15 protein-coding genes are annotated in these 23,829 nt (G+C 64.3%); 9 read left to right on the top strand and 6 right to left on the bottom strand.

Annotation, left to right across the window (positions count from 1 at the left end; genetic code table 11):
* The first annotated feature begins 326 nt into the window (after positions 1 to 326).
* Together DEIDE_RS02175 and DEIDE_RS02170 are read left to right on the top strand one after the other, a co-directional pair.
* On the top strand, positions 327 to 1,703 hold the full coding sequence (locus DEIDE_RS02175; protein ID WP_012692328.1) for a TrkH family potassium uptake protein: 1,377 nt from the start codon (positions 327 to 329) through the stop codon (positions 1,701 to 1,703).
* 124 nt (positions 1,704 to 1,827) lie between these two features.
* Positions 1,828 to 2,487 carry a potassium channel family protein gene (locus DEIDE_RS02170; protein WP_012692327.1) on the top strand — a complete coding sequence of 220 codons (660 nt, stop codon included), beginning with the start codon at positions 1,828 to 1,830 and terminating at the stop codon, positions 2,485 to 2,487.
* 29 nt (positions 2,488 to 2,516) lie between these two features.
* Here the strand turns inward: DEIDE_RS02170 and DEIDE_RS17885 are convergent, their stop codons facing one another.
* From DEIDE_RS17885 to lptB, 5 genes are all read right to left on the bottom strand, one after another.
* Positions 2,517 to 5,021: an EAL domain-containing protein gene (locus DEIDE_RS17885; protein ID WP_162485378.1), complete on the bottom strand. Its 2,505-nt coding sequence runs from the start codon at positions 5,019 to 5,021 to the stop codon at positions 2,517 to 2,519.
* A 48-nt stretch (positions 5,022 to 5,069) separates the two neighbouring features.
* Positions 5,070 to 6,371 (bottom strand): S8 family serine peptidase, encoded by a 1,302-nt coding sequence (locus DEIDE_RS17880; protein WP_012692325.1) that lies wholly within the window; start codon positions 6,369 to 6,371, stop codon positions 5,070 to 5,072.
* A 422-nt stretch (positions 6,372 to 6,793) separates the two neighbouring features.
* Positions 6,794 to 8,011, bottom strand: a complete 1,218-nt coding sequence (locus DEIDE_RS02155) for an ABC transporter substrate-binding protein (protein WP_012692324.1) — start codon at positions 8,009 to 8,011, stop codon at positions 6,794 to 6,796.
* A 197-nt stretch (positions 8,012 to 8,208) separates the two neighbouring features.
* On the bottom strand, positions 8,209 to 10,023 hold the full coding sequence (locus tag DEIDE_RS02150; protein WP_012692323.1) for a DUF3084 domain-containing protein: 1,815 nt from the start codon (positions 10,021 to 10,023) through the stop codon (positions 8,209 to 8,211).
* 13 nt (positions 10,024 to 10,036) lie between these two features.
* Positions 10,037 to 10,831: an LPS export ABC transporter ATP-binding protein gene (gene lptB / locus DEIDE_RS02145; RefSeq protein WP_415543178.1), complete on the bottom strand. Its 795-nt coding sequence runs from the start codon at positions 10,829 to 10,831 to the stop codon at positions 10,037 to 10,039.
* Positions 10,832 to 10,920: 89 nt separating this feature from the next.
* Between lptB and DEIDE_RS02140 the strand changes: the two genes are divergently transcribed.
* From DEIDE_RS02140 to DEIDE_RS02125, 4 genes are all read left to right on the top strand, one after another.
* Complete coding sequence (locus DEIDE_RS02140; protein ID WP_012692321.1) at positions 10,921 to 12,096, top strand: phosphopentomutase; 1,176 nt, start codon at positions 10,921 to 10,923, stop codon at positions 12,094 to 12,096.
* A 38-nt stretch (positions 12,097 to 12,134) separates the two neighbouring features.
* Complete coding sequence (locus tag DEIDE_RS02135; protein ID WP_012692320.1) at positions 12,135 to 12,755, top strand: hypothetical protein; 621 nt, start codon at positions 12,135 to 12,137, stop codon at positions 12,753 to 12,755.
* A 91-nt stretch (positions 12,756 to 12,846) separates the two neighbouring features.
* Positions 12,847 to 14,154, top strand: coding sequence for a histidinol dehydrogenase (hisD, locus tag DEIDE_RS02130; RefSeq protein ID WP_012692319.1), 1,308 nt, complete (start codon positions 12,847 to 12,849; stop codon positions 14,152 to 14,154).
* Positions 14,155 to 14,712: an antibiotic biosynthesis monooxygenase gene (locus tag DEIDE_RS02125; protein WP_012692318.1), complete on the top strand. Its 558-nt coding sequence runs from the start codon at positions 14,155 to 14,157 to the stop codon at positions 14,710 to 14,712.
* A 270-nt stretch (positions 14,713 to 14,982) separates the two neighbouring features.
* Here DEIDE_RS02125 and DEIDE_RS02120 read toward each other — a convergent pair whose 3' ends face one another.
* Complete coding sequence (locus DEIDE_RS02120; RefSeq protein ID WP_012692317.1) at positions 14,983 to 16,449, bottom strand: DEAD/DEAH box helicase; 1,467 nt, start codon at positions 16,447 to 16,449, stop codon at positions 14,983 to 14,985.
* Between the two features lie 294 nt (positions 16,450 to 16,743).
* Here DEIDE_RS02120 and DEIDE_RS02115 point away from each other — a divergent pair, with 294 nt between their 5' ends.
* From DEIDE_RS02115 to xylB, 3 genes are all read left to right on the top strand, one after another.
* On the top strand, positions 16,744 to 17,328 hold the full coding sequence (locus DEIDE_RS02115; protein WP_012692316.1) for a hypothetical protein: 585 nt from the start codon (positions 16,744 to 16,746) through the stop codon (positions 17,326 to 17,328).
* A gap of 778 nt (positions 17,329 to 18,106) precedes the next feature.
* Positions 18,107 to 21,664, top strand: a complete 3,558-nt coding sequence (locus tag DEIDE_RS17875) for an HD domain-containing phosphohydrolase (protein WP_012692315.1) — start codon at positions 18,107 to 18,109, stop codon at positions 21,662 to 21,664.
* A 486-nt stretch (positions 21,665 to 22,150) separates the two neighbouring features.
* On the top strand, positions 22,151 to 23,662 hold the full coding sequence (xylB, locus tag DEIDE_RS02105) for a xylulokinase (protein WP_012692314.1): 1,512 nt from the start codon (positions 22,151 to 22,153) through the stop codon (positions 23,660 to 23,662).
* The last annotated feature ends 167 nt before the right edge of the window (positions 23,663 to 23,829 follow it).

Below are 23,829 nucleotides of genomic sequence, written 5' to 3'. Positions count from 1 at the left end.
CGGTTTATGACACGCACCCCTGCCCTGCCGCGTGTTTCAGAAATTTCTGCCTGTGGTGGGCCGAGCGGCCGGCCGTGGCTGACTCTTTTCAGTCTGCCGCTTCCACTGCAGGTTGTTCCAGCACGGCGCTGCCCGGGCGGTACCGGTGCTGTAGCCACGGCGGAGGTTCTGAACAAAGGAAGCCGACCCCGCCCTGTTCATCAGCCTGTGCCTGGTCTTGCTCTGTTCCTGGGGCGCCTGGGCCTGCTGTTTCCTGCGGCCTTTCAGCCCGGCTGCTCGCCGGACCAACGTCGCTCCTCAGAAAACAGGCAGCTTTCCCAGACTTCATGACCTTGACTCCTTTGTCTCCCCGGCCTCAGCGGACCCTGATTTCGCGGCTTCAACCTCCGCAACTCATTGCCCTGGTCTACATCGTGGGAATCGTGGTGGGGACCCTGCTGCTGCATCTGCCCGGCGTGACGACCCCAGGGGCGAAGCTCAACAGCATCGATCTGCTGTTTACGGCCACCAGCGCCATCTGTATTACCGGTCTGGTTGTCGCCGACACTGCGGAGGTCTTTACCCGCACGGGACAGGTCATCATTATTCTGCTTTCGCAGATTGGCGGCCTGGGCATCATCGCGTTCGGAACGCTGTTCGCCCTGTTGGCAGGACGGCGCGTGAACTTCACCGAGCGCCAGCATCTGGTGCAGCAGATCAATGCACTGAACGTAGGCAGCGTGCTGTCTCTCGTGCGGACCATTTTCCTGTACACCATGGTGGCGGAGGCCGCTGGGGCGGCTCTGCTGGCGCTGCGCTTCGTGCCTCAGTTCGGCTGGGGTGAGGGCCTGTACCACGCGGTCTTTCACTCCATCAGTGCTTACAACAACGCGGGCTTTGTGGTGATGCCCGGTGGCATGGCCCAGTACGCCCAGGATCCACTGGTGTCCGGTGTGATTGCCCTGCAGATTATTCTCGGTGGCCTGGGTTTCCTGGTGCAGCTCAACGTGCTGGCCCACTGGCGCAGCCCCCGGCGTAACCGCCTGCTGGTGTACAGCAAGCTTACGCTGAGCACGACGGCTGCGCTGCTGGTGCTGGGCACGTTGGCGCTGCTGCTGCTGGAATGGCACAACACCCGGACGCTTGGAGACCTGGGCATGGGGGGACGGCTGCTGACGGCCTTTTTTCAGAGTGTCACTCCGCGCTCCGGCGGCTTCGCTACGGTGGATATAGAAAGCCTGACCAACGCCAGTCTCTTTCTGATGATCGCCCTGATGTTTATCGGTGCCAACAGCGGTTCAACCGGCGGAGGCATCAAGACGAGCACCTTTGCCATTCTTCTGGGCAGTGCCTGGAATCTGGTCAGCGGCCGGACCGAGCTGATCACCTTCAAGCGGCGCATCCTGCCGGAGAACGTCGTGCGGGCCGGGACCATCACCACCATTTACACCCTGCTGGTGTTCACGGCATTTTTTGCCATGCTGGTCACCAATCCGGAGCTGGGCTTTACCCATCTGCTGTTCGAGACCGTCAGTGCCGCCGCCACCGTGGGCCTCACCATGAACACCACCCATCTCGTCAATGACCCAGGTCTGCTGATTCTGACCGTGCTGATGTACCTGGGCCGTATCGGACCCGTGACCTTCGCGCTGGCCCTCAATCAGCGCCAGCAACGGCGCAACGCCATCAAGTACCCGGCTGAACAGGACATCCTGGTGGGGTAAATCCCTAGGCTGACAAGCGCGGGCCCGGTATAACGATCAACCGGCAGACCACCCGGACTACGCTTGTCTCCTGACCCCCGGCCCGTATCTCAGCCCTGCTACGCTGCATCTCAGAGAGGACTGAATGAAGATCAAGCAATGCCTTGTTATCGGCCTGGGGCGGTTCGGAACCGCCGTCGCCACCACGCTCTACGAGATGGGCCACGAGGTGGTCGCCATTGATCAGAACGAGGAGAACGTGGAGCGCGTCATGAACCTCGTGACCCACGCGGCCATCGTGGACGCCACCGATGAGCGGGCGCTGCGGTCCATCGGGGCGCAGGACTTCGACGTCGTGGTGGTGGCCATCGGTACCGATGTGCAGGCCAACATTCTGGCCACCATGAACGCCAAGAGCCTGGGAGCCCCCTACGTGGTGTGCAAGGCTGTTGACGAGATGGCCCGCCGGGTGCTGGAGCGCATTGGGGCCGACCTGGTCATTCGCCCGGAACATGACATGGGCGTGCGGCTGGCCCGGCAGATTGCTACCCCCAATATCGTGGACACCCTGGACCTGGGCGGCGATTACGCGATTGTGGAAATCGAGGCCAACGAGCGCTTACGTGGCACCCTGCGGGACCTGAACCTCACCGGGCGCTTCAGCGTGCAGGTGATTGCCGTGAGCCGCGCCGGCAAGGTGGAGGTGACTCCCCGCGCCGAGCATGAGGTGCGTCACCATGACCGTCTGGTTGTCATTGGCAACAGTCACAGCATCGATGACCTGCGCCGCTACCTTGGCGAATAACAGGGAACAGAACAAGACGCCAGTACAGCTCAGTGTTCCAGTGGCAGCCAGGAGGCTGGCGTCCAGTTGAGAGCAGGACGCGCGAACAGAAAGCCCTGCATCTGCGAAACGCTCATTTCGCGCAGCACTTCACGCTGTGCCTGCGTCTCGATGCCTTCGGCCACGACCTTCAGACCTAAATCGCCGCAGATCTGCACGACTGCGCGGATAATTACCTGACCGCGCGCCCTGGTTTCGGTGTCCAGCTGCCGCACAAACTCACGGTCGATCTTGACTCCGCTCAGAGCAAAGTGGTGGATGTAGCTCAGGCTGCTGTAGCCCGTACCAAAATCGTCGAGCATGACGCCTACACCCAGTGACCGCAGCCGGTCGAGCAGGTCAGCAGTGCGGGTCGGATTCTGCATCATCAGGCTCTCGGTAATTTCCAGCTCCAGCTGCTCCGGAGGTAACCCACTGCTGTCCAGGGCGCTGCGCACCGTACCGATCAGGTCACCGCTTGCGAACTGCAGCGCAGAAAGATTGACCGCCACCCGTACCCCACCCCATCCGGCCGCGGCGCGGCACGCTTCGTGCAGCACCCACTCGCCAACCCGCACGATCTGGCCGCTGCGCTCCAGCAGCGGAATAAAGACGGCCGGACTCTGTGGACCGTGCACCGCGCTGTTCCAGCGCAGCAGCGCCTCAGCACTCACGACCTGTCCGGACGGGTCATCCACCACCGGCTGATAGTGCAGTTCAAACTCACCATTTGAAAGGGCTGTCGCCAGGGCCTGCTCCAGACCTGGGCCGGTGTGCTGGGCCGGATCATAGACCCGCCAGGCATGGCCTTCGCGCTGGGCCTCCTGCAGCGCCACTGTCGTCACACGCCGCACCTCATCTGCCCGGAGGCCATGGTCAGGCCAGCAGGCTGCCCCGGCACTGACCGTGACAGGCACACTGGATGTTCCTGTACCCAGGGTCAGGCCCTGCAAGGCACCGGAGACGCGGTTTCTGAGTTCTTCGACCATCCCCGATGGACTGAGCAGGGTGAATTCATCAGGACCGGTGCGTGCCAGGGTCTCTCCGGGATGCACCGCCTCCTGTAATCGGGTCGCCACAAGGCGCAGCAGGCTGTCTGCAACGTCATACCCGTGCGAGTCATTGAGGAATCTGAACTGGTCGATGTCCAGCATCACCAGTGTGAACGGCTGGGCCTGCCGGCTGACCTGATCCAGGTGGGCGCTGAGCATCAGGCGATTGGGCAGACCAGTCAGGTGGTCAGTCAGCCGGCCACGTTCCAGCTCAATGAGCTGGGCCTGCACCGTGTGCTCGGCCTGCTCGCGCAGCTCACGCTCGTACTCCGCAGTGCGCTTGGCACTTTCGACCTCCAGCTGCGCAGTGACGTCACGCAGCTGCTGCTCTCTGCTTTCGTTGCTCAGTTCACCCTGCAATTCCATGACCCGCCGCAGGTGCCAGATCGTCTCATACGGTTCGCGTGGCTCGTGCGCGCTCGCCAGCAGAAGATGGGCCTGGACCTGTTTCAGTCTCCGGGACCCAAGTTCGCTCAGGGTTAAGGCCCGCGACAGGGAATCGGCAGCCTGCAGCGTCTCATGGCGTCCCAGCAGCGACCCGCCCAGACCCAGCAGAGCATCGATCTGGGCATCCAGATCGCCCTGCTGCTCCGCCAGCCGGTAGGCGTCATGCAGGTAGTCCTCGGCCACCTTATGCTCGTTGGCGGCAGCATGCATCAGGGCCAGGCTGTGCAGCGCCGCCGCCTGCAGACGCAGGTCACTGAGGTGCCGGGCGCCGGTCAGGGCTTCTTGCAGGTAACCGCGTGCGGTCTCCAGATCTCCCAGCTGCCGGGAAGCTTCACCTGCGTTCAAGGCAAGGGTGATCCGGGAAGCAGGGTCTCCATTGTGGTCAGCCAGCGCCAGTGCCTTCAGAAACTGTGCCCTGGCTTCCTCAACATCATTGCGCTCAAGCAGCAGCATGCCAAGGTTCGCACGAACATGAATTTCCGGTGCAGGAAGTCCGGACTCCTTCAGGGAACCCAGGGCCTCCTGAAGGACAGAGAGTGCCTTCTCCTGCTCTCCGAGGGCAATCAGGATCAGGGCGACATTACTTTGGGCGTAGACCATCCCGGCAACATCACCAAGCTCCTCCCGGATGCTCAGCGCGTCCCTGAGGGTCCGCAGGGCTTCCCGACTATGCAGTTGCCGGTGCTGCTCCTGTGCAAGCTGCATCAGGGCGTCCGCCTGAAGGCCAGGCTGCCCGAAGTGCTGCGCGGTCGCGATGGCCTGCTGGAAACAGCGCAGGGCCTCTCTGCTCCTGCCCTCGCTGCGGCAGATCAGGCCCGCAACCAACTGCCGACGGGCGCCGAGCTGCTCATGCGCTTCGCTGGCCTGCAGCGCCTGATAGGCAACTGCAAACTCGCCCGTGCGAACCGCCGCTTCTGCCTGCACCAGTTGCGCCTCCAGGGCAGACAATGATGGGGGTTCGGTGGCGTCGCCGCGTTCTTCCGAGGGTGAGGGATCCTGGTCTGGACGCATCGACATAACAGTGGGCATCAGCATACGCCGCTGGCCCTCTCAGATGTTTTTCAATTATTGGGAACTGGTATAAGCATCCAGGTCAAGCCGTCCACGCCCCAACTGCCCGGCGTAGGCCTTGTTCCCGTCCACCGAATCAATAGACACGGCCGTAGCCCTCAGGGCACCGACAGCTTCCCGGGGTGTGCGGCCTTCACCCAGGCCCAGGGCCAGGGCGCCGGCCACGACTGGGGTGCTCATGGAGGTGCCGGTCCACTGGGCAGCGCGTTGTCCCGGGAAGGGCCCGACAATGATCTCGCCAGGGGCATTCAGCTGCAGTCTCTTACCGTAGGACGAGAAAGTGCTGTGATTCCAGCTGTTATTCACGCTGCCCACAGAGATGTTCAGAGAGGAATCTCCAAAGCTCGAGGCAGGATAGTCCAGCGAGCTCTGTCCCGAGTTCCCGGCTGCCGCCGCCACGACGATACCCTTGACATTGGCGTACTCGATAGCAGCCTGGATTGCGTGCACGGACTCTGAGGTTCCCAGGCTGAGGTTGATGACATCCGCACCACGATCAGCCGCCCAGACAATGGCTGCGGCAACATTCAATACGTCACCGCCGCCCTCGGGGTTCAGCACCCGCAGGGGCATGAGCCGGGCATTGGGGGCAATCTGAGCAGCGATCCCGGCGATCACCGTGCCATGGCCGAATTCGCCCTCCCCTGCGGTGCCGACTTCCTGGGGCAGATCATCGCCATCGACAAAATCCTTCCAGGTAGAAGAGTCACTCAGGCGGCCCTGAAACATAGGGTGGTCCACGTCCACACCAGTATCGATCACAGCTATGGTGATGTCCTTGCCCAAGCGCTGCACATTACGGTAAGCGCCTTCAAGTTCAATGCTTTTCCAGGCCTCGGTATTGGCAGGCAGCGCTGTGTATTGCCCGTCGGTCCAGAAGTTCTCGGCCCCGTTGCCCCACAAGCCAACTGCGCCATTTGCCCATAAACCCACCGCACCATTGCCCCACAAGCCAACAGCGCCGTTGCCCCAGAGCCCGACGGCTCCATTGCCCCATAGGCCAACAGCACCGGCAGCCTGCAGGACCCCCCGGTTAGGCTCAACCCCGCTCACCAGCGCCGTCTGAGGACTCAGGGTCGCTTGAGGATCTCCTATCACGGCGAAGGTGGTTGTCCGCAGCACCACCTGACCGCCATACCGGGCGACAAGTTCAGCATCGCTCTGTGCCGACGTGACGTTGACCGTCAGCAGCCGCGCAGGAGAACTGGGCGTAACGGAAGCAGCGTCACGAGGAGAAGACCCGCAGGACGCGAGGAGCAGCGCAGGAAGAAGAAAGGAAAATACGGGAACGCGCATGGGGTCTCCTTAAGAAACGTAACCACGTAGGGGGGCCACAAGTCACTCGACTGAGTTGCAGCAAATGAACAGCCTGAGGTATCGGTAACTGAGTATAGATGCTCGCCCGGACTCCTGCCCTTCATAATGAACGGCAGGTCATTTCGTCCAGGAAAACGAGCCACTCTAAACGGCTTATCTCAGCTTAGCCTCAAGCGTATGACGTCCTTCTTCACCCCGAGACATGAAGGCACCACTCCTACCGGCTCAGCGCCACAACCAGAGCAGCGAACAACGGCAAGATGGTTGCCAGCCCCCAGATCACCTCAGCCCGCACTGAGCCAGGCCGACGTAACCACAAGACCAATACGGCCGCGCTGCACAGAGTCAGCAGCAGATAAACCAAGGACAGTCCCGACATCTGTGCCGCAGTGTAGGGGGTTCTAACGACTTGCCTGGCGCTGAGCCTCATCCAGAGCAGCGCGGGCACTCTGCTTGCCTGTTATGGCGTCCAGAATGGCGTCTTCCAGCAGCTTTACCCACTCGGCGTAGGCTGGCGTGGTGGGACGAGGTACCGCACGGCTCATCTGTCCATGGGCGGCCCTGAGCTGCGGGTTTTTGGCATACCAGCTGTCGAGCAGGGGCGTCACACTGCGCCGGGGAGGAGCATAGGCGGTGGTGCTGACCCAGTCGGCCAGACGGGCAGGCTCATTCAGATAGGCCCAGAAGGCTACTGCCCCAGCCTGTTCCTGGTCACTGCTAACCTTTGGCACTGCCAGCGTTCCACCCCCCAGGGGAACCGTGCAGGCTCCGGGTTTCTCACAGGGAAAGGGAGCCACACCAAGGCTGAAAAATGGCAGACGCCGTGCGTCCGTCCAGTTGGCCACACTGGCCAGCACAAAAACGTTCTGACCACGGGCAAAGTCGAAGGCCGCGCGCGTGGCCTCGTTGAGGCTGCGTGGCTGCGCGTGACCAGCCTGCGCCATGCGCGCGAGCTGGGTCAGGGCTTCCACGGCGTCTGGTCCATTCAAGGCCGGCTGGGTACCGTTCACCAGCTGTCCGCCCCGCGACAGCACGTTTGCTTCAAAGGTCCAGGCATCGGCTGCCGCAACCAGCGGGCGCCGGCCACCGGTCGCCAGTTTGCGGCTGGCCTCCTCCAGACCGGCCCAGGTGTTGGCGAAGGACACACCTGATTTTTTCAGCAGTCCGGCGTTGTACATCAGCACCGGCACGCTGACATTCCAGGGCAGGCCATAGGTCTTCCCGCCCAGTTCCCCGGCCCGCCAGACTGCCGGATAAAAGTCGCTGCGGGTTGCGGCCGGCAGCGTGTCGACCGCAGGGCTCAGGTCCGCCAGCTGACCTGCGGCCGCCAGGGCCGGGAACTGCGTCAATTCCAGCTGCACCAGCGCCGGGGCATTGCCAGTCTTGAGGGCCGCCTGCAGCTTGGGCAGCAGTTCGCGGTAATTGCCCTGGGCGACCGGAACCACCTCGTACCTGCTCTGGCTCTTGTTGAAGTCACGGGCATAGCCAGCAACCGTGTCCTTGACCCCGGTCATGGCATGCCAGAACTCCACCCGGACCGGTGCTGCAGACGCCTGAGCATGCAGCAGAACTGAAATGCTCAGCATGGACGCAATGCGGAAAGACAGGGCGCGGCGCATGCCGGGAGTGTAGCGGCCAGGGATGACCAGAGTTTGACCGCTGACACGATCTGCATTTTTAGTATTGATTTTGAGCACCACGCTGCAGGACCCGCTTCAAAGCGGGACTTGCTGGTTTTCAGGGCCGGAGTTCGCTACGCCTGAGAAGCCAGTGGCATTCCTCTCTCCTGTGGGCACCCTGAGCACTCCCTGACCGCTCAGGGCAGCACGGGATACAGATCGACACGCCCACCAGGCTTGACGTCCTCGCGCGCGGCGATACCCACGACGGCGCTGCTTCCCTCGCGGCTGCTCAGGCGGGTGATCAGGGTGACGAACTCATTGACATCAAGTCCCTGGTTGGTGATGTACTCGTTGGGCACCCCGCGCGTGGTCAGGTCAAGCACAGCGTCCGTGACCAGATCGCTGATCTGCTGCTGCATGGCGTAGGTTCCGCCTCCCAGTGTGACCGTGGTCCGGCGAATCACTTCCCCGCCCCGGTACAGCACGGCATTGGGGCGCGCTTCACAGCTCAGGTCGACGGCAAAACCTACAGCACTGTTCTGCGCCGAGCGGCACTGCACGAAGGTGCTGGCATTGAGGCCTCGCAGCTTGGTCTCCAGCGCCGTACGGGCCGGGCCACTCAGGCGCACCGGCGGCGTACCCCGCGCACCCCGGGCCTGTGCGGCGCGGCCTGCCGTGGACAGAAAGGCATCCAGGCTGCGCACGCTGGGCACCACTGCGGCGTACACCAGCTCGTTTTTGGGATAGGCCAGCTCAGTATTGCGGCTGACGTTCAGTTCGGTGCGGGCGCTGCTGTACTCGTCCTGGAGCTTGCCCAGCGAGGCCCGGGTACTGGCCAGATCACGGGCCAGCGCCTCGTTGCTTGCATGCAGCTGGCTCTGTTGCGTGCGCAGCGCAGCGAGATCCCGGCGAACCTGGTCCCGTTCGCGGGTGGCCTGGGCGCGCTCCTGGACAGCCCGGTTGCGCTCACTGGCCACGCGGTCACGGTCCGAGGTGAGTTTGGCCCGCTCGGTGGCCAGGGCATCCAGAGAGCTCTGAGCCACCTGGCGTTCCTTCTCCGCCTGCACGCGTGCCTGCTGCGCGGCAGCCAGGGCCGTCTCTGCCTGCTGTCTGGAAACTTCCAGGGCACGTGCCTGAACACTCAGGCGGCTCAGGCTCTGCCGGGCCTCCTCTGCCTGCTGCTGAGCCTGAGATGCCCTGGCCACCGACTGAGCTACGCGGGCTTCGGATTCAACCGCCCGCGCTTCAGCCCGCACTGCACGTGCTTCCACCTGAACCGCACGCGCCTGGGCCTGCTGGGCACGCTGCTCGGCCCGCTCAGCGCGCTCCTGTGCTGAGCGGGCCCGGGCCAGCACCTCCTCGGCCTGAACCTGGGCAGCCCGCGCCCGGTCCTGGGCGCTGCTGGCTTCCTGTTCGGCGAGTGCGGCCCGGGCCCCGAGATCCAGGACCTGTGCGTCCAGCGTCTCTGCGCGCGCGCGGCTGGCTTGCAGGGCAGCCTCGGACTTTTCCAGCCGGGTACGGCTTTCCTGCGCCCGCTGCTCGATGGCCTGCACGGTCCTTTGCAGACGCTGAGCTTCGGTTTTAAGAGTCTGCTCGGCGGCGCGGGCCGCTTTCAGATCACGGCGTGCGGAGTCCAGATCACGCAGGGCTGCCTGCTGCTGCTCACGCAGCTGTGCGGCTTCCTGCTGGGCCCGGTCCCGTTCCTTCTGGGCGGCACCCAGTTCGCCCTGCACGGCCCTGAGGTCCTTGTTCAGGGCCTCGATCTTCGGCCTCAGCTGATCGGCCTGCGCGATGGTATTGATCGCACTGCTGTTCAGGGCCAGAAATGCCGCCAGGCTGGCGGCGCTGATGCCCATGCCTGAAAGCACCGCCACGATCAGGGCAGTCTGCTTGGGCCGCAGCCCGAACCAGCGCAGATGACGGCGGCCCACCTTTTTGGCAATGGTATCGGCGGCGTAGGCCACTACGCCGGACAGGATCACCACAAAGGGCAGGAACAGCCAGAGCATGCCTTACCTCTCCTTACAGCTCGAAGTCGTCGCCCAGATAGTGGCGTCGGGCGTCCTCATCCTGCGAGAACTCCTGCGGTGTGCCCTCAAACTTGACCTCGCCGTCATACATCAGATAGACGCGGTCAGTCAGGGCGATGGTCTCGCGGACGTTGTGATCGGTAATAAAGACACCCAGGCCCCGCCGGTCGCGCAAGTCACGGATCAACCGCTGGATCTCACGGATGCTCTTGGGGTCCACGCCGGTAAACGGCTCGTCGAGCAGCAGGTAGTCCGGGTCGGTGGTCAGTGCACGGGCAAGTTCCAGGCGCCGCCGCTCGCCACCGGACAGCTGATAGGCGTAGCTGCCGGCCAGATGGGTCAATCCGAACTCGGCCAGCAGCGAGTCTGCGCGCGCTTCCTGCTCGGCTCTGGACAGCTTCTGGTATTCGAGGATGGCCAGCAGGTTGTCGCGGGCCGTGAGCTTGCGAAAGGCGCTGGGCTCCTGGGGCAGGTAGCCGACCCCCAGCCGCGCGCGCTCATGCATGGGCAGGCGGGTCACGTCCCGATCACCGATATGAATACGTCCCGCCCCAGGCCGGATAAAACCCACCAGCATGTAGAAAGTGGTGGTCTTGCCGGCTCCGTTCGGCCCGAACAGGGCCACGATCTCACCGGGCCGCACCATAAAGCTGGCGTCCCGCACCACGGCCCGGCGCCCATAGGTCTTGCCAAGGTGCTCTGCGACCAGATGTGGCCGCCCGTCCAGAGGGGCCACGCCAGCGGAAAAGGCAGTCTGGGGCGGGCTGGAAGCGGCGGGCACGGTCACATCTGGCAGCGTAGCATGTGTGCAGCAGGCGGCCGTGAGCACCTGCACGGTTGACTGAAGAGGACCGGGGCCGGGCTTACACTGGGGCCATGCTGTTGACCATCATCGTGCTGGATTCCGTGGGCGTGGGTGAGCTGCCCGATGCCGAGCAGTTCGGGGACGCCGGCTCACATACCCTCAATCACACGCTGGAGGCCGCACCCGTCAAACTACCGAATCTTGCGCGGCTGGGGCTGGCCAGTGTGACGGGCGTCCAGACCAGCGAGGCGACCATTCCTGCCGTGCCCGCCGAGGGTGGGTACGGTCGTCTGCGCGAGGTCAGCCCCGGCAAGGACACCAGCACCGGCCACTGGGAATTTATGGGCGTGCAGCTGCAACACCCCTTCCAGGTATTTCCTGACGGCTTTCCGCCCGCAGTTATGGACCGCTTTGACGCAGCCACCGGGCGCGGACACCTGTGCAACAAACCCTACAGCGGCACCGACGTCATCCGTGATTTCGGTCCTGAGCATCTGAAGACCGGCGCACCCATCGTGTACACCAGTGCCGACAGCGTGTTTCAGATTGCCGCGCATGAGGATGTGGTGCCGCTGGAGACGCTGTACGCCTGGTGTCAGGCGGCGCGCGACATCCTGCAGGGAGAGTTTGCGGTGGCACGGGTAATCGCCCGGCCGTTCCGGGGGGCGTTCCCCTTCGAACGCGCCAGTGAGCACCGCAAGGACTACAGCCTGACCCCACCCCCCACCGTGCTGGACGCCGTGAAGGCCACCGGGCAGGCGGTGGTGGGCATCGGCAAGATTCCCGACATCTACGCCCACCAGGGCTTTACTGAGGAAATTCATACCGACGACAATGCCGACGGCATCCGCAAGACCCTGGCCAGGATGCGTCAGGCGGCACAGACAGCCGAGCGGGGTCTGATCTTCACCAATCTGGTGGACTTTGACAGCAAGTACGGCCACCGCCGTGACCCGCAGGGCTACAGCGCCACGCTGGCTGCGTTTGACGCTGCGCTTCCCGAACTGCTGGCGGCTGTTCCCCAGGATGGTGCCCTGATGATCCTGAGCGACCACGGCAACGATCCGACCTGGCACGGCACCGATCACACCCGTGAGCACGGGCTGCTGCTGGCCTGGCGTCCCGGGATGCAACCGGTGGCCCTGGGGGACCGCGCGACTTTCGCTGATGTGGGCGCCACCACCGCCGAGGCGCTGGGCGCCGAGTGGACCGGGCCGGGTGAGAGTTTCTGGAACGATCTGAACTGAGCGCCGCTCCTCTGCAGCTGGGCTCCGAGAGCTTCACCATGACCCTCACGCTGGGAGGCCGTTACGCTGGAGAACAGCTGTGGACTCTGCACACCGAACGTAGTTCGCTGGTGGCCCGGGTCCAGACCGATTTCGGGGGGGTGCTGCCGGAAGTGCGGCGGGTGCAAACCAGCCGTATGCACCCACGCGCGCTGACCAGTCAGGGCTACGCCGAGGGCGACGGCCGTGGCCGGGCCAGTTTCGAAACCGTGTTCGACCGGCGGTCGGGACTGATCACCCTGCGCCAGGGCAAGGAGGAGGTCTCTCAGCCGCTGACCACCGACTACCACGATCCTGTCAGTCTGCTGCTGTGGCTCAGGCTGCGCTGCGCCTCAGGTGCGGACGACCGTCTGCACGCGCAGCTGACCGGCGGGCGGGTCTTGATTCAGCGCCTGCCGGACACCGAGATCGGCGGGGTGCAGACCTGCGGATATTTCCTGCGGCCCGGCAATGCCTACGTGTATATCGGACGCGGGGGCCACTACCCCCTGATGCGCCTGATCCAGCCCACCGATTTTGGTCCGATCGAGGCCAACGTTCAGGGTGAAGCCCACAAGCCGGCCACGCCTGAGCGTGAGCGGCGAAGGCGCCGCGCGGGCGGTTCCGGCGAGCGGTCGTGAACTCCTGTGCCCTGAGTGCCCTGTGCCCTTTGTACCGACAGGCTCCTTCGTGCCAGTCTTCGCTTTCATTCCCACTTCAGAGGTCCAAGCTATGCAAGTTCTAGAAGGTGCCGCGGCGCGCGCCGCCCTGACCCGCAGTTTCGATGAGATTCCTGTACCGGACGCTGTTCTGGCTCGCATCGAGGCGACTTTCGGTGAGGCTTTGAGCCCTGAGCAGGTCGTCGAGCGCATCCTGGCCGACGTCCGCGCCCGTGGGGACGACGCCCTGCGTGACTGGACCGAGAAACTTGACGGCACGCGCCCGGAGGTGCTGGCCGTCAGCGGCGCCGAGATTGCCGCCGCACAGGTAGACGAGGAACTGCACGCGGCCATCCGGCTGGCGGTGGCCCGCGTCCGCGCCTTTTATGAACAGCAGCCGGCGCACGGGTTCCTGAACCACACCCCCGAAGGTGCCCTGGGGCAACTGGTGCGCCCGCTGTCACGCGTAGGCGTGTATGTCCCTGGAGGCCTGGCGCCTCTGATCAGCACCCTGATTCACACAGCCGTGCCGGCGCAGGTGGCCGGAGTGCAGGACATCGTGGTGACCACGCCGCCGGCCCGTGACGGCACGGTTCACCCGGCGATTCTGGTGGCCGCACGTGAACTGGGGATTACCCAGATCTACCGGGCTGGCGGTGCCCAGGCGATTGCCGCGCTGGCCTACGGCACCGCCAGTATTGCCGCCGTGGACAAGATTGCCGGCCCCGGCAACCTGTTCGTGGTGATTGCCAAGCGGCTGGTCTACGGCCAGACCGGGATCGAAAGCCTGCCGGGGCCCACCGAGACGCTGGTGGTGGCCGACGACAGCGCCGACCCCCGTCACGTGGCGGCCGATCTGCTGGCCCAGGCCGAGCACAACGGTGCCGAGCCGGTGCTGGTCTCGACCAGCCGCGCGCTGCTTGTGGCCGTGCAGGCGGAGCTCAGCGGTCAGCTTGAAGCCCTGCCTGAGCCCAACCGCAGCTGGGCCCGTGACAGCGTGCTTTCCCGCATGAAAGTGGTGCTGGCCGCCGACCTGAACGAAGCCCTGGCCCTGGCCAACCTGTACGCCCCTGAGCACCTGTGCCTGCTGACCCGTGATCCCTGGAGTCTGCTGGGGCAGGTCACACGCGCCGGAGGCGTGTTTCTTGGGGAGTACAGCATGGAAGCGCTGGGCGACTACGTGGCCGGCCCCAGCCACGTGATGCCTACCGGCGGCACTGCGCGCTTCATGAGCCCGGTCAACGTGAGGGACTTTCAGAACATCATCAGTGTGGTGGGGCTCAACGCCAGTGCAGTGCAGCACATTGGACCGGCCGGCGCTGTCCTGGCGCGCGCCGAGGGCCTGGAAGCGCACGCCCGCGCCATCGAGAGCCGGCTGTAAATGAGCCTGCCGGAACGCGCCGAGACCGACCCGGTCAGTCTGGTGGTGCGCCGCCGGGTGCGTCCTGGCCGTGAAGCCGAATACGAAGCCCTGCTGACCGAGGGTGCAGCGCTGCTGAGCCGCGTGCCTGGGCACCGCGGCACCGGCATCATCCGTCCGGTGGCCGGAGACCGGGAGTACACGCTGGTCACACGGTTCGATTCGCTGCGCGCTGCCGCCGACTGGGAACTCTCGGCCGAGCGTGCCGAATGGCTTTCCAAAGTCGAGCCCCTGATTGATGGTCAGGTCAGCTTCGAGAAACAGCCCGGGCTGGAGTTCTGGTTCACGCCGCCTGCAGCGCCCACCCTGCGTCAGCCTCCCCGATGGAAAATGGCGCTGGTCACGCTGGCGGCCCTGTATCCGGTGAGCGTGGGCAGCGGTCTGCTGCTGGCCCCCGCCGTGGGACACTGGCCGCCCCTGCTGCGCGCACTGCCGCAGATGGTGCTGGTGGTGGCGGTGATGACCTATCTGGTGATGCCGACGGTCACGCGCTGGGCGGCTCCCTGGCTGAGGCGCTGAGCCTTACGTGACAGCGCGGCGGCTGCGTCCGTTGCCTGGCAACATGAAGCGGCCAGGAGGCTGACCTCTGGTGCTCTGACCTCTCAGACGAAAAGCGCCCGTCCTGCTGAAGTAGTCGGCACTAGGCCTACGGCCTGGTCGCTTCCTGGCGGCACTCCGGGGAGACGTTATTTCACCAGGCCCCAGAACAATACCGGGATTCAGCCGTCTTTTCTGAGGGCCAAGGAAAAACCCCTCCCTGATATTCAGAGAGGGGCATGTGACTCAGTGTCAGCGGCGGCGGCGGGCGGGCTGCGGACCTACCCGTCCTGCCCCGGTTCCGCTCCGGGACTCGCTGCGGCCACCGTCACGGCTGCCGCGGGCCTGACCCTGATCACGGGGCTGGCCCTGGGGCCTGGACTGCCCACGGGTCTCACTGCTGCGGCCCGGGCCCTGCCGGCTTCCCTCCTGGCTCCTGCCGCCCTGGCTGCGCCCGGAGCTTGCGCCGCCCCGGTTGCCGCCGCCACCCTGCTTCTCCTGGATCTCCTTGTCGATCTGGGATTCCTCGCGGGTCACAGGAGGGTGCAGCGGCGCCGGCAGGCTCCGGCGGATGCTCTGCCACAGCGCCCGCTGCTCAGGAATCAGCAGCACGAGGTTGACTCCGGGACGGCCGGCGCGTGCCGTACGGCCGGAACGGTGGACGTGGTCCTCAGCAGTGGCGGCCACATCCATATGAATCACGATGCGCACTTCAGGCAGGTCGATGCCGCGACCGGCGATGTCCGTGGCAATCAGCACGCGGGACTGGCCGTCACGCAGCTGCTGCATGGTGCGCTCGCGCTTTTTCTGGTCCATGTTGCCCTGCAGCGGGCTGACGAGTTCGCCCGGCAGCATGGCCTGCAGCTGCTCGGCGCGCCGCTTGACCAGATGCTTGGTGCGGCAGAAAATCACCACGCAGCCGCCCGGTGCTTTCAGGGCGTCACGGACATGCTCGGCGGTGACGTCCAGCACGTCGGCCCGGCTGGTGTTGACCAGCAGGTGTGTCGCTCCAGTGGCCCCGCCCAGGATGTCCTCGTCGGCGCGGGCGGCCACTGTGGGGTCAGGCATGATGTCGATGCGCTCGGGCGACTTCATGAACTGCTCAGCCACACTGCGGATAGCTGCCGGGAAAGTCGCCGAGGCCATGGCCATCTGCAGGTGGGTGGGCGCGGCAGCCCGCTGGGCGGCGCGCAGGATGTCACCCACATCCTTCAGGAAGCCCAGCGAGAGCAGTTCGTCGGCCTCGTCGAGCACCACGTACCGCAGGCCGCGCAGGTCCAGTTCACCCTTGTTGACCAGATCCTTGAGGCGCCCCGGAGTGCCGGCAATCAGGCCCTTGCCACTGGCCTCGCTGCGCGTCTGGGCCGGCGTGATGCCGCCGGTAATGCGTCCGGCGGGCATGCCGAGTTCACGCGCCACATCACGGATCTGCACCGCCAGTTCCCGGGTGGGCGTAATGACCAGCACCTCGGGGCGCATGCCGCGCGCGGCACTCATCCCGATGCCGCGTGCTGCCGCCGGAATCAGAAACGCCAGTGTTTTTCCGCTGCCGGTGCGCGCGGTCGTAATCACGTCGCGTCCGGCCAGCAGAGCAGGAATGGCACCTGCCTGGACGGGAGTGGGAGTGCGGCCACCGAGCAGCTCGGGCCAGCGGTCAGGCGTCACGCTGGGTTGGGCGGTTTCGGGGCGGGGGCGATGGGGAGCAGAGGTTCGGGGCATGGCAGTCCTTCCGCAGCACCGCTTGAAATGCGGGCTGCCTCCGGCGGTGGGCCCTGCCGGGAGGGGATCTGGAAATGCGCGGCCAGTGACACACGCAGCGGAGAAAGAAACGGTCGGAACTGTTGAGGTCCCGGAGGGATCGCCACCCTGGGTGCAGAACACAGCACGGGCAGCAAGCACATCAGTATAAGCCACCCTCAGCCTTAAGAAAGGTCAGGACAACCTTCTGTGTTTTACAGTCCGTCTTTCGCGGAATCTCATATGCCCGAATCTGCCTCTGACAACAATTGAGGCATGAAACATATTATTTTTCCAACTGCTGCTGACGCTGACGCCTTTGTTTCCGACCTGAGGCAGCGTGGCGTGGTCCGCGAGGAAATGGGAAGCACTACCCTGAACCGCCGCGGTTCGGCCTCCACCACGACGACCCAGAGCTATAGCGATGGCGGTGACGGTGCCAGCGCCGGTGCCGAGGATGCTGGTGCTGGAGCAGTCAAGGGCACCGGTGTGGGCGCTGCGGTAGGTGCCGGCGCTGGTGTGCTGAGTGCAGCTGGCGTCATCGGCACGGCCGCTGCCACGGCTGCCACCGGCGGACTGGCGCTCCCGGTGATTCTGGGCATGACGGCCCTGGGCGCGGGCGTAGGCGCTGCAGTGGGCGCCACCGGTGGTGCCATGGGTGTGGATGAAAATCACGACGGCAGGACAGCCGAATACGAAGTGGACGATACCCACTACGACAGCATCGACAGCACCATGAGCCGTGGCGGCCGTGCAGTGGCTGTAGAGGACACTGTGCCCAACGACGTGCTGGAAGAAGTCATGCGTCGTCACAACGGCGAGTTTGTTGGTGGCAGCGACAGCACGACCTCCAGGCTGTAAGAGATCTGTCGAGCTGAAATCCAGACCTGTAAGGCAACCTCAAGCGGTGCAGCTCGCAGGTATGTAGTTCCGGTCTGTTGTACAGAGATTGCGACAACCAAACATGACGACAAAGCCCCCATGAAAACGGGGGCTTTGTCGTCGAACATTTTTCCAGGTTTTCCGAGTCTCAATCCGGCCAAGGGCAGACGCATGCTGACCCATTACCGCGCTCCCCAGAGAAGGTAAGGGCAGTAAGCACCACACCCGGCCAGGGAAGATATACCCCTGAGGCTGTCTTGCCATTCCCAGGATCAAGCGCAGGAAGTTGCCGGTAACCAGGCTTTGGCTATAGGGGAAGGCAGCACACCATTCTGTTCTCGACCAGTAGCGGCACAATTCTGTCTGCATTTTTGAAGCTCCTGGCCGTGCACCTGCTGGTGGATCAATTTCTTCGGACCGTAAGGTCCTATCGGAATCAGGTCCACTGGTTTGTGTCGCCTGATTCTGGTCAGGGACCTGAGTACGGAACACGACTCTTTTTCCTTTAGACCTGTTCTGCGCGCCTTCCCAGGTGGACAACGTTCAGGGAAATGGCATCTGCCGATCTCATTCAGGGTCATCGTTGTGACGACTGTACGCCGTGATGCTTCCTGAGATTAAGGCTGGAGTACGCCAGTCATCTGAGGCAGAATTCCGACTCAAAGCTGCCATAAGGTTTTCATAAACTCCTCAGCGACTGGGAACAGACAGAAGAACTGGTTACATTGAAGTGGTCCCCCACACTCCGGAGGCCTTCGTGAAGGATGCTTCGTCGCCTGACCATGACCGGCTGCTCGCGCTTGCTCGTTACGTCCTCTCCAACTCCTCTTCGAGTCATGCGCTGGAAAACATTACGCAGCTTGCGGCGAGGTTTCTTGGCCGCCAGGGAGCTCAGCTCAACCTGATCAGCGAACACCAGCAGCACACCCGGGCGCATTTCAACTGGGAGGGATCCAACATGCCCCGGGAGCTGTGCTTCTGCACGCATACCATCAGCCTGCCACCGGGCGAGCTGTTGCTGGAAATTCCGGATACTGCCCTCGACGCGCACTTCAAGCAGCATCCTCTGGTCGTGGATGAGCCGCATCTGCGGTACTACGCCGGAACTCCCCTGTACACCCCCGACGGATACGCCATCGGGAGCCTTTGTGTGCTGGACACGCGCCCTCAGGCCCCCCTGACCTCAGAGCAGCAACTGATTCTGACCCAGCTGGCAGAACTGGCGGTCATAGAACTGGAACGTGAGCGGGCGACCCAGGCACTGCAAGCTTCGTTTCAGCAGCAGCAGGCGCATGAGGCGCGGCTTCAGGCCATGATGGCCCACACCACTGACCTGGTGATCTTCAGGGACAGTGCGGGAATGATTCTCGACCTTAATCCGGCAGCCGAGCGGGTGCTGGGATACCGCCGGGGCGCGCCCGGCCAGATTGACCTGGAACTGTTTGGCGAAGAGGAATACATCCGCACCCGGGCTTCCGAGGAACACGTCATGCGTACCGGAGAACATCTGCGCCACGAGCGACGGATTCACCTCAGTGGCCGTGAGCGCGTGTTTGAAGCCGACACCTTTCCGCTGCAGCTGTCATCTGGTGAGGTGGACGGCGTGATCGTGGTTGCCCGTGACCTGACCGAGCGCCATGAACTGCAGCAGGCCCTCCAAGCAGCCAACACTGAACTTGAAAGCCGGGTCCAGGAACGTACCAATGCACTGGAAAACCTGGCCTACCGCGATCCTCTGACCCGGCTGAGCAACCGCCGGGCTTTCGATCTGATCCTGGATACAGCCCTGACCCAGGCCGAACACACCGGCACTGCAGTACATCTGGTGATTTTTGATCTGGATGAGCTCAAAGCCATGAACGACCGCTTTGGGCACACCCGTGGCGATGAGTTTCTGAAAACTTTTTCCTCGGCGCTGGGGCGGGTGTTTCACCAGGGATCGGTCTTCCGCTTCGGAGGCGATGAATTTGCTGTGATTTTCGAAGGTGAGCCGCCCGATTCTTTGCTGGACATGGCAGCGCAGACCGTGCTGCTGACCCGTGAGAGCGGATTCCTGCTGGTCAATGCATCGTTCGGCATTGCTTCCTCGCCGGCTGACGCGGTAAGCGCCAGCGACCTGTTACGGCTGGCCGATCAGCGCATGCTGCGTGACAAGATCGCCAAGCGCGCGGCCCGCCACATGCAGGCGCCTCAGCCAACCGGTTATTCGACAACCACACCTCATACTCCGGCGTCTGTGCTGGAGGCCATCCGGGCCACCCTGCATCTCCTGGCCCAGGAAGGAGAACTTGATGACGTCGCCTGGAAAGGTCTGCTGGAAGCGGCGGTGGTCAGTGTCCCGGGCGCCGAGGCCGGATCGCTGACCCTGTTTGAGGAGCGTGGCTTCGTATATCGCGCTCAGGTGGGATTTTCAGATGCCCTGCTGGGCATGCGGCATAGTGTTGCCGATGCCCATGCCTGGTATGGAGCCGGGGACTGGCAGACTGGCCGGGCCCGCCTGATCGAAGGCGCAGATGCAGTCCGCGAGCATTCGCGGGTGGCCGTAGACAGCCTCGAACAGCGGGAGGTCTACGAGCGTTACGGAGCCCTGCGGCAGCTCAAGGCCAACGTCAGCGTTCCGGTGGTGCTGAACGGTGAGGTCTTGGCCGTAATCAACCTGGACAACCTGAGTCACGAGGCCGCCTTCGATCAGTCGGCCCTGCAGACGGCCGAAGAGTTCGCAGCCCTTGCCGCGGCCCTGCTGTCCGACTACCGGCGCCGCGCACGTGAGCTGGCCCGGCAACGCGAACTGGAGGTTCTGGTCCGGGTCAGCGCCACCCTGCGGGACGCCCGTACGCCCGACGATGTGGAAACGCCCCTGTGCATGGAGGCGGTCAAACTGCTGGAAACCGAACAGGTGGTGTATCTGCGCCACCTGCCCGATGAGGAGACCCTGCAACTGACGGTACGAGGCTGGCCGTCCGAGACCACCCCACGCAGCGTGCCGTGTGACGATGGGCCGCTGTGGGCTGCGCTGCACTCCCGCCGCCAGCAGCAGGTCAGGGCTGATGCCGCCAGTGCTGAACTGTTCCACCTGCCTGAAGCCACGCTGCTGGTCACGCCGCTCTGGGCCGGTGAACAGGCTCTGGGGGTGCTGGTGGCGGCGCACAGAGCACAGGCCCCGTTTACCGACCTGGAGGCAAAACTGATTGCGGCAGTCGCCTCCTCCGGCGTCAGTGCCCTGCAGCGGGTGCGTGCCGAGCAGGGGCAGGCCGAGCGGGTGGCCGAACTGCATCTGCTGGCCGATCTGGCGCGTCTGAAGGGCGCTCTGGATCCCCCTGCACAGGTCGCGCAGCGTTGCGTCGCGGCGGCGCGGACTTTTCTGGGGGCTGATTACGCGGGCTACCTGCATCTGGACCCCCGAACTGCGGTCAGTGACGGGTCTGCGCCGTCCTCGTTTCATGCTGCCGTAGCCCCCCTGATCGAAGATTCTCAGGAGCTGGACCAGCTGCTGGACCCCGAGGCTCCCAGGATCGTCGCCGGGTCTTACCCCCAGAGCCCCGACGCTGTGCCTGCCCTGGTCAGAGCCGGGGTGCAGGGCCTGGTCGTGATTCCGGTGGTGGACCGTGGCCGCCGGGTCGGTCTGGTCTGCTTTATCTGGTTCCAGCCGCGGCGGACCCTGCCCAGCGCGGCGGAAACCCTGGCAACCCGCGTAGCGGAGCTGATTGGACGGGTGATTGAACGGCATGCCTATATCGAGGACCTGAAAAATACCCGCGAAGGCGCCCTGCTGGCCCTGGGCATGTCACTGGAACTGCGGGATTTCGAGACCCACGGCCACACCGAACGGGTGGTGACCCTTTCCACCCGCTTTGCCTGTCATCTGGGCCTGAAAGACGAGGAGCGCGAGGGCCTGCGTCAGGGCGCCTACCTGCACGATGTCGGCAAGCTGGCCATTCCGGACTCGGTGCTGCTTAAGCCGGGCAAGCTTGACGCTGAGGAGTGGCGCCTGATGCAGACTCACGCCGCCACCGGGGCCGACATGATCCAGCGCATTCCAACCATTCATCCCATTGCCCGCAGCCTGATCCGACATCACCATGAGCGCTGGGACGGCCGCGGCTATCCGGACGGTCTTGCTGGCGAGGACATCCCGCTGGCCGCACGTGTGTTCAGCCTGGTGGATGTCTACGACGCGCTGACCAGTGAGCGTCCCTATAAACGCCCATGGACACCTGCTGAAGCCCGCGAGGAAATCCGGCGTCAGGCTGGGGCACAGTTCGATCCGGCACTGGCAAAAATATTTCTGGAGCTGGTCGAGTCTATGGAAGAATAGTCAGACAAGGCCGGTCCTGCGGAACGGTCAGGCTTTTGAGAGGCAGCAGCGGGCACAGTCAGCCATAGGCCCATACCCCCTGGCCGACGAAACAGACAACACCGTCCCGACGAGGCAGTTTCCGGGAAGTGACCAGGCATCTGAGCGTCACTTTCCGGGAGCGGTCCCGCCGCCTTTTTGCGTATTTCTGGCATGGCTGGTCCGGGACATGCGGGTTTCTGTCCGGAACAACTTATCTGCGCACGCTCTGACAAGGCCGCTGCGGTGCATTTCCAAGTCTCCCCAGGCCCTCCGGCAGGCCCCCGGAAGATATACTCGAAAACCCAGTCAGAAGAAACGGGCGCGGTGCCCGGGAAGACCACCAGGAGCCCCAATGGACAGCAGAATCGTACTTTCAGAACGTAACATCACCCCGGCACGCTGCGCCCTGCCTGCGGACCTAGAGGGCTCCCTACCTGTCGCCCAGCTCAGCGTGAAGGTCGGCTTATGAGCGAGTCTGCCGAGGTCAGGTCAGTCAGTTCCGGAGGTCCAGCCGGTCCCGGGGAGCCCGTAACCCTGGGAATAGACCTGGGCACCAGTGGTGTCAAGGTGGTGGCACTGGATGCCACACGGCGTACGGTTGTATCGGTGACACGGGAATACCCGCTGCTGACTCCACAGCCCGGCTGGACCGAGCAGCGCCCTGAAGATTGGGTGGCCGCCACGCTGAGCGCCCTGGGGGAAGTCGCCGGGCAGCTGTCGGAGACTGGCCATACTCCCCTGGCATTAGGCCTGAGTGGGCAAATGCATGGAGCGGTGTTTCTGGATGCCCACGGTGAGGTCCTGCGCCCCGCGCCGCTGTGGAATGACCAGCGCACAGCCCGGCAGGTTCAGGACATTGAGGCGCGCGTTCCTTTAACAGACCTAATCGCCCGCACCGGCAACCGCGCAGTGACCGGCTTCCAGCTCCCCAAGGTGCTGTGGCTGAAAAGCGCCGAGCCGGAGGTCTTTGCCCGGCTGGCCCACGTCCTGCTGCCCAAGGATTACCTGGGATACGCCCTGACCGGGGTGCTGGCATCCGAACCGTCGGATGCCAGCGGGGTCGGAGCACTGAACCTTGCCCGGCTGGAATGGGACGCCGACATCCTGTCCGCCCTGGGGCTTGCCGCCACGCTGTTTCCTGAAGTCAGGCCTTCGACGGCCCGGGTGGGCACCCTGCATTCCTCGCTGGCAGCCGTGACCGGACTTCCTGCGGGGCTGCCGGTCGTGGCTGGCGGCGGAGACAACGCCGCGGCAGCGGTGGCCCTTGGACTGGGCTCGGCACAGCCGGAAATCGGCAGCGTCAGCCTGGGAACCAGCGGAGTGCTGTTTGCTCCCCTGAGCAGCCCCACGCCTGATCCGAGAGGTCGCGTGCACCTGTTTGCCCACGCCGACGGTGGCTATCACCTGCTGGGTGTCACCCTGGCCTGCGCCGGAGCGCTGCAGTGGCTGCGCGACCGACTGTGCCCGGAGGTGAGTTTCGAAACCCTGCTGCGCGAAGCGGAAAAAGCCGTTCCCAGCGAGGAAAACGTCCTGTTCCTGCCGTTCCTGGCCGGAGAGCGCAGCCCGCATATGCGCAGCGATCTGCGCGCGGCCTGGCTGAACCTGAGCCTGGCCCACAGCCGCGGCCACCTGGTGCGGGCCGTGCTGGAAGGCACAGCCTTTGCCCTGGCCGAGACTCACGATGTGATGCGGCAGCACACGCAACTGCAGTCTCTGCTGGCCACGGGCGGCGGCGCCCGCAGTGACCTGTGGCTGGGTCTGATGGCCCAGGGTCTGGACCTCGACATTTACCGCACTGCCTCCACAGCCGGCGCCGCCGAGGGTGCAGCCCTGCTGGCCATGCCGGAAGCCGGCCTGTACGCCAGTTTGCAGGAGGCTATGGGCACGGCGTCGCTGGCCGGGCTTCCGGTCCCACGCGTACCGTCACATGCCCCACGTACGGCCTACAGTGCTGCTTTTCAGCGTCTGTATGGTTAGGTCTTCCCCCACAGACCCAGTCTGACGTCAGCAGCAGCGCGTCAACGTCGCCTGGGGGTGCAGAACAACCCTCTGCATCCGGACTGGCCCCGGCACCTACGCTGCGGGGTCAACCCGTGGGGCAAAGCTGAACCGTCTGGGCGCGTGGCTCCCCTGTTCGGCATCAT

This window comes from Deinococcus deserti VCD115, from assembly GCF_000020685.1.
Classification (GTDB): Bacteria; Deinococcota; Deinococci; order Deinococcales; family Deinococcaceae; genus Deinococcus; species Deinococcus deserti.
This window is presented reverse-complemented; position numbering and strand designations above follow the sequence as displayed.

Bases quoted from the DNA above. Each gene is read 5' to 3' on its own strand.
- DEIDE_RS17885 (WP_162485378.1), bottom strand. From the start codon at position 5,021: ATGTCGATGCGTCCAGACCAGGATCCCTCACCCTCGGAAGAACGCGGC.
- DEIDE_RS02120 (WP_012692317.1), bottom strand. From the start codon at position 16,449: ATGCCCCGAACCTCTGCTCCCCATCGCCCCCGCCCCGAAACCGCCCAA.
- hisD (WP_012692319.1), top strand. From the start codon at position 12,847: ATGCAAGTTCTAGAAGGTGCCGCGGCGCGCGCCGCCCTGACCCGCAGT.
- DEIDE_RS02170 (WP_012692327.1), top strand. From the start codon at position 1,828: ATGAAGATCAAGCAATGCCTTGTTATCGGCCTGGGGCGGTTCGGAACC.
- DEIDE_RS02150 (WP_012692323.1), bottom strand. From the start codon at position 10,023: ATGCTCTGGCTGTTCCTGCCCTTTGTGGTGATCCTGTCCGGCGTAGTG.
- DEIDE_RS02135 (WP_012692320.1), top strand. From the start codon at position 12,135: ATGACCCTCACGCTGGGAGGCCGTTACGCTGGAGAACAGCTGTGGACT.
- DEIDE_RS02155 (WP_012692324.1), bottom strand. From the start codon at position 8,011: ATGCGCCGCGCCCTGTCTTTCCGCATTGCGTCCATGCTGAGCATTTCA.
- DEIDE_RS02125 (WP_012692318.1), top strand. From the start codon at position 14,155: ATGAGCCTGCCGGAACGCGCCGAGACCGACCCGGTCAGTCTGGTGGTG.
- DEIDE_RS02140 (WP_012692321.1), top strand. From the start codon at position 10,921: ATGCTGTTGACCATCATCGTGCTGGATTCCGTGGGCGTGGGTGAGCTG.
- DEIDE_RS17880 (WP_012692325.1), bottom strand. From the start codon at position 6,371: ATGCGCGTTCCCGTATTTTCCTTTCTTCTTCCTGCGCTGCTCCTCGCG.
- DEIDE_RS02175 (WP_012692328.1), top strand. From the start codon at position 327: ATGACCTTGACTCCTTTGTCTCCCCGGCCTCAGCGGACCCTGATTTCG.
- xylB (WP_012692314.1), top strand. From the start codon at position 22,151: ATGAGCGAGTCTGCCGAGGTCAGGTCAGTCAGTTCCGGAGGTCCAGCC.
- DEIDE_RS02115 (WP_012692316.1), top strand. From the start codon at position 16,744: ATGAAACATATTATTTTTCCAACTGCTGCTGACGCTGACGCCTTTGTT.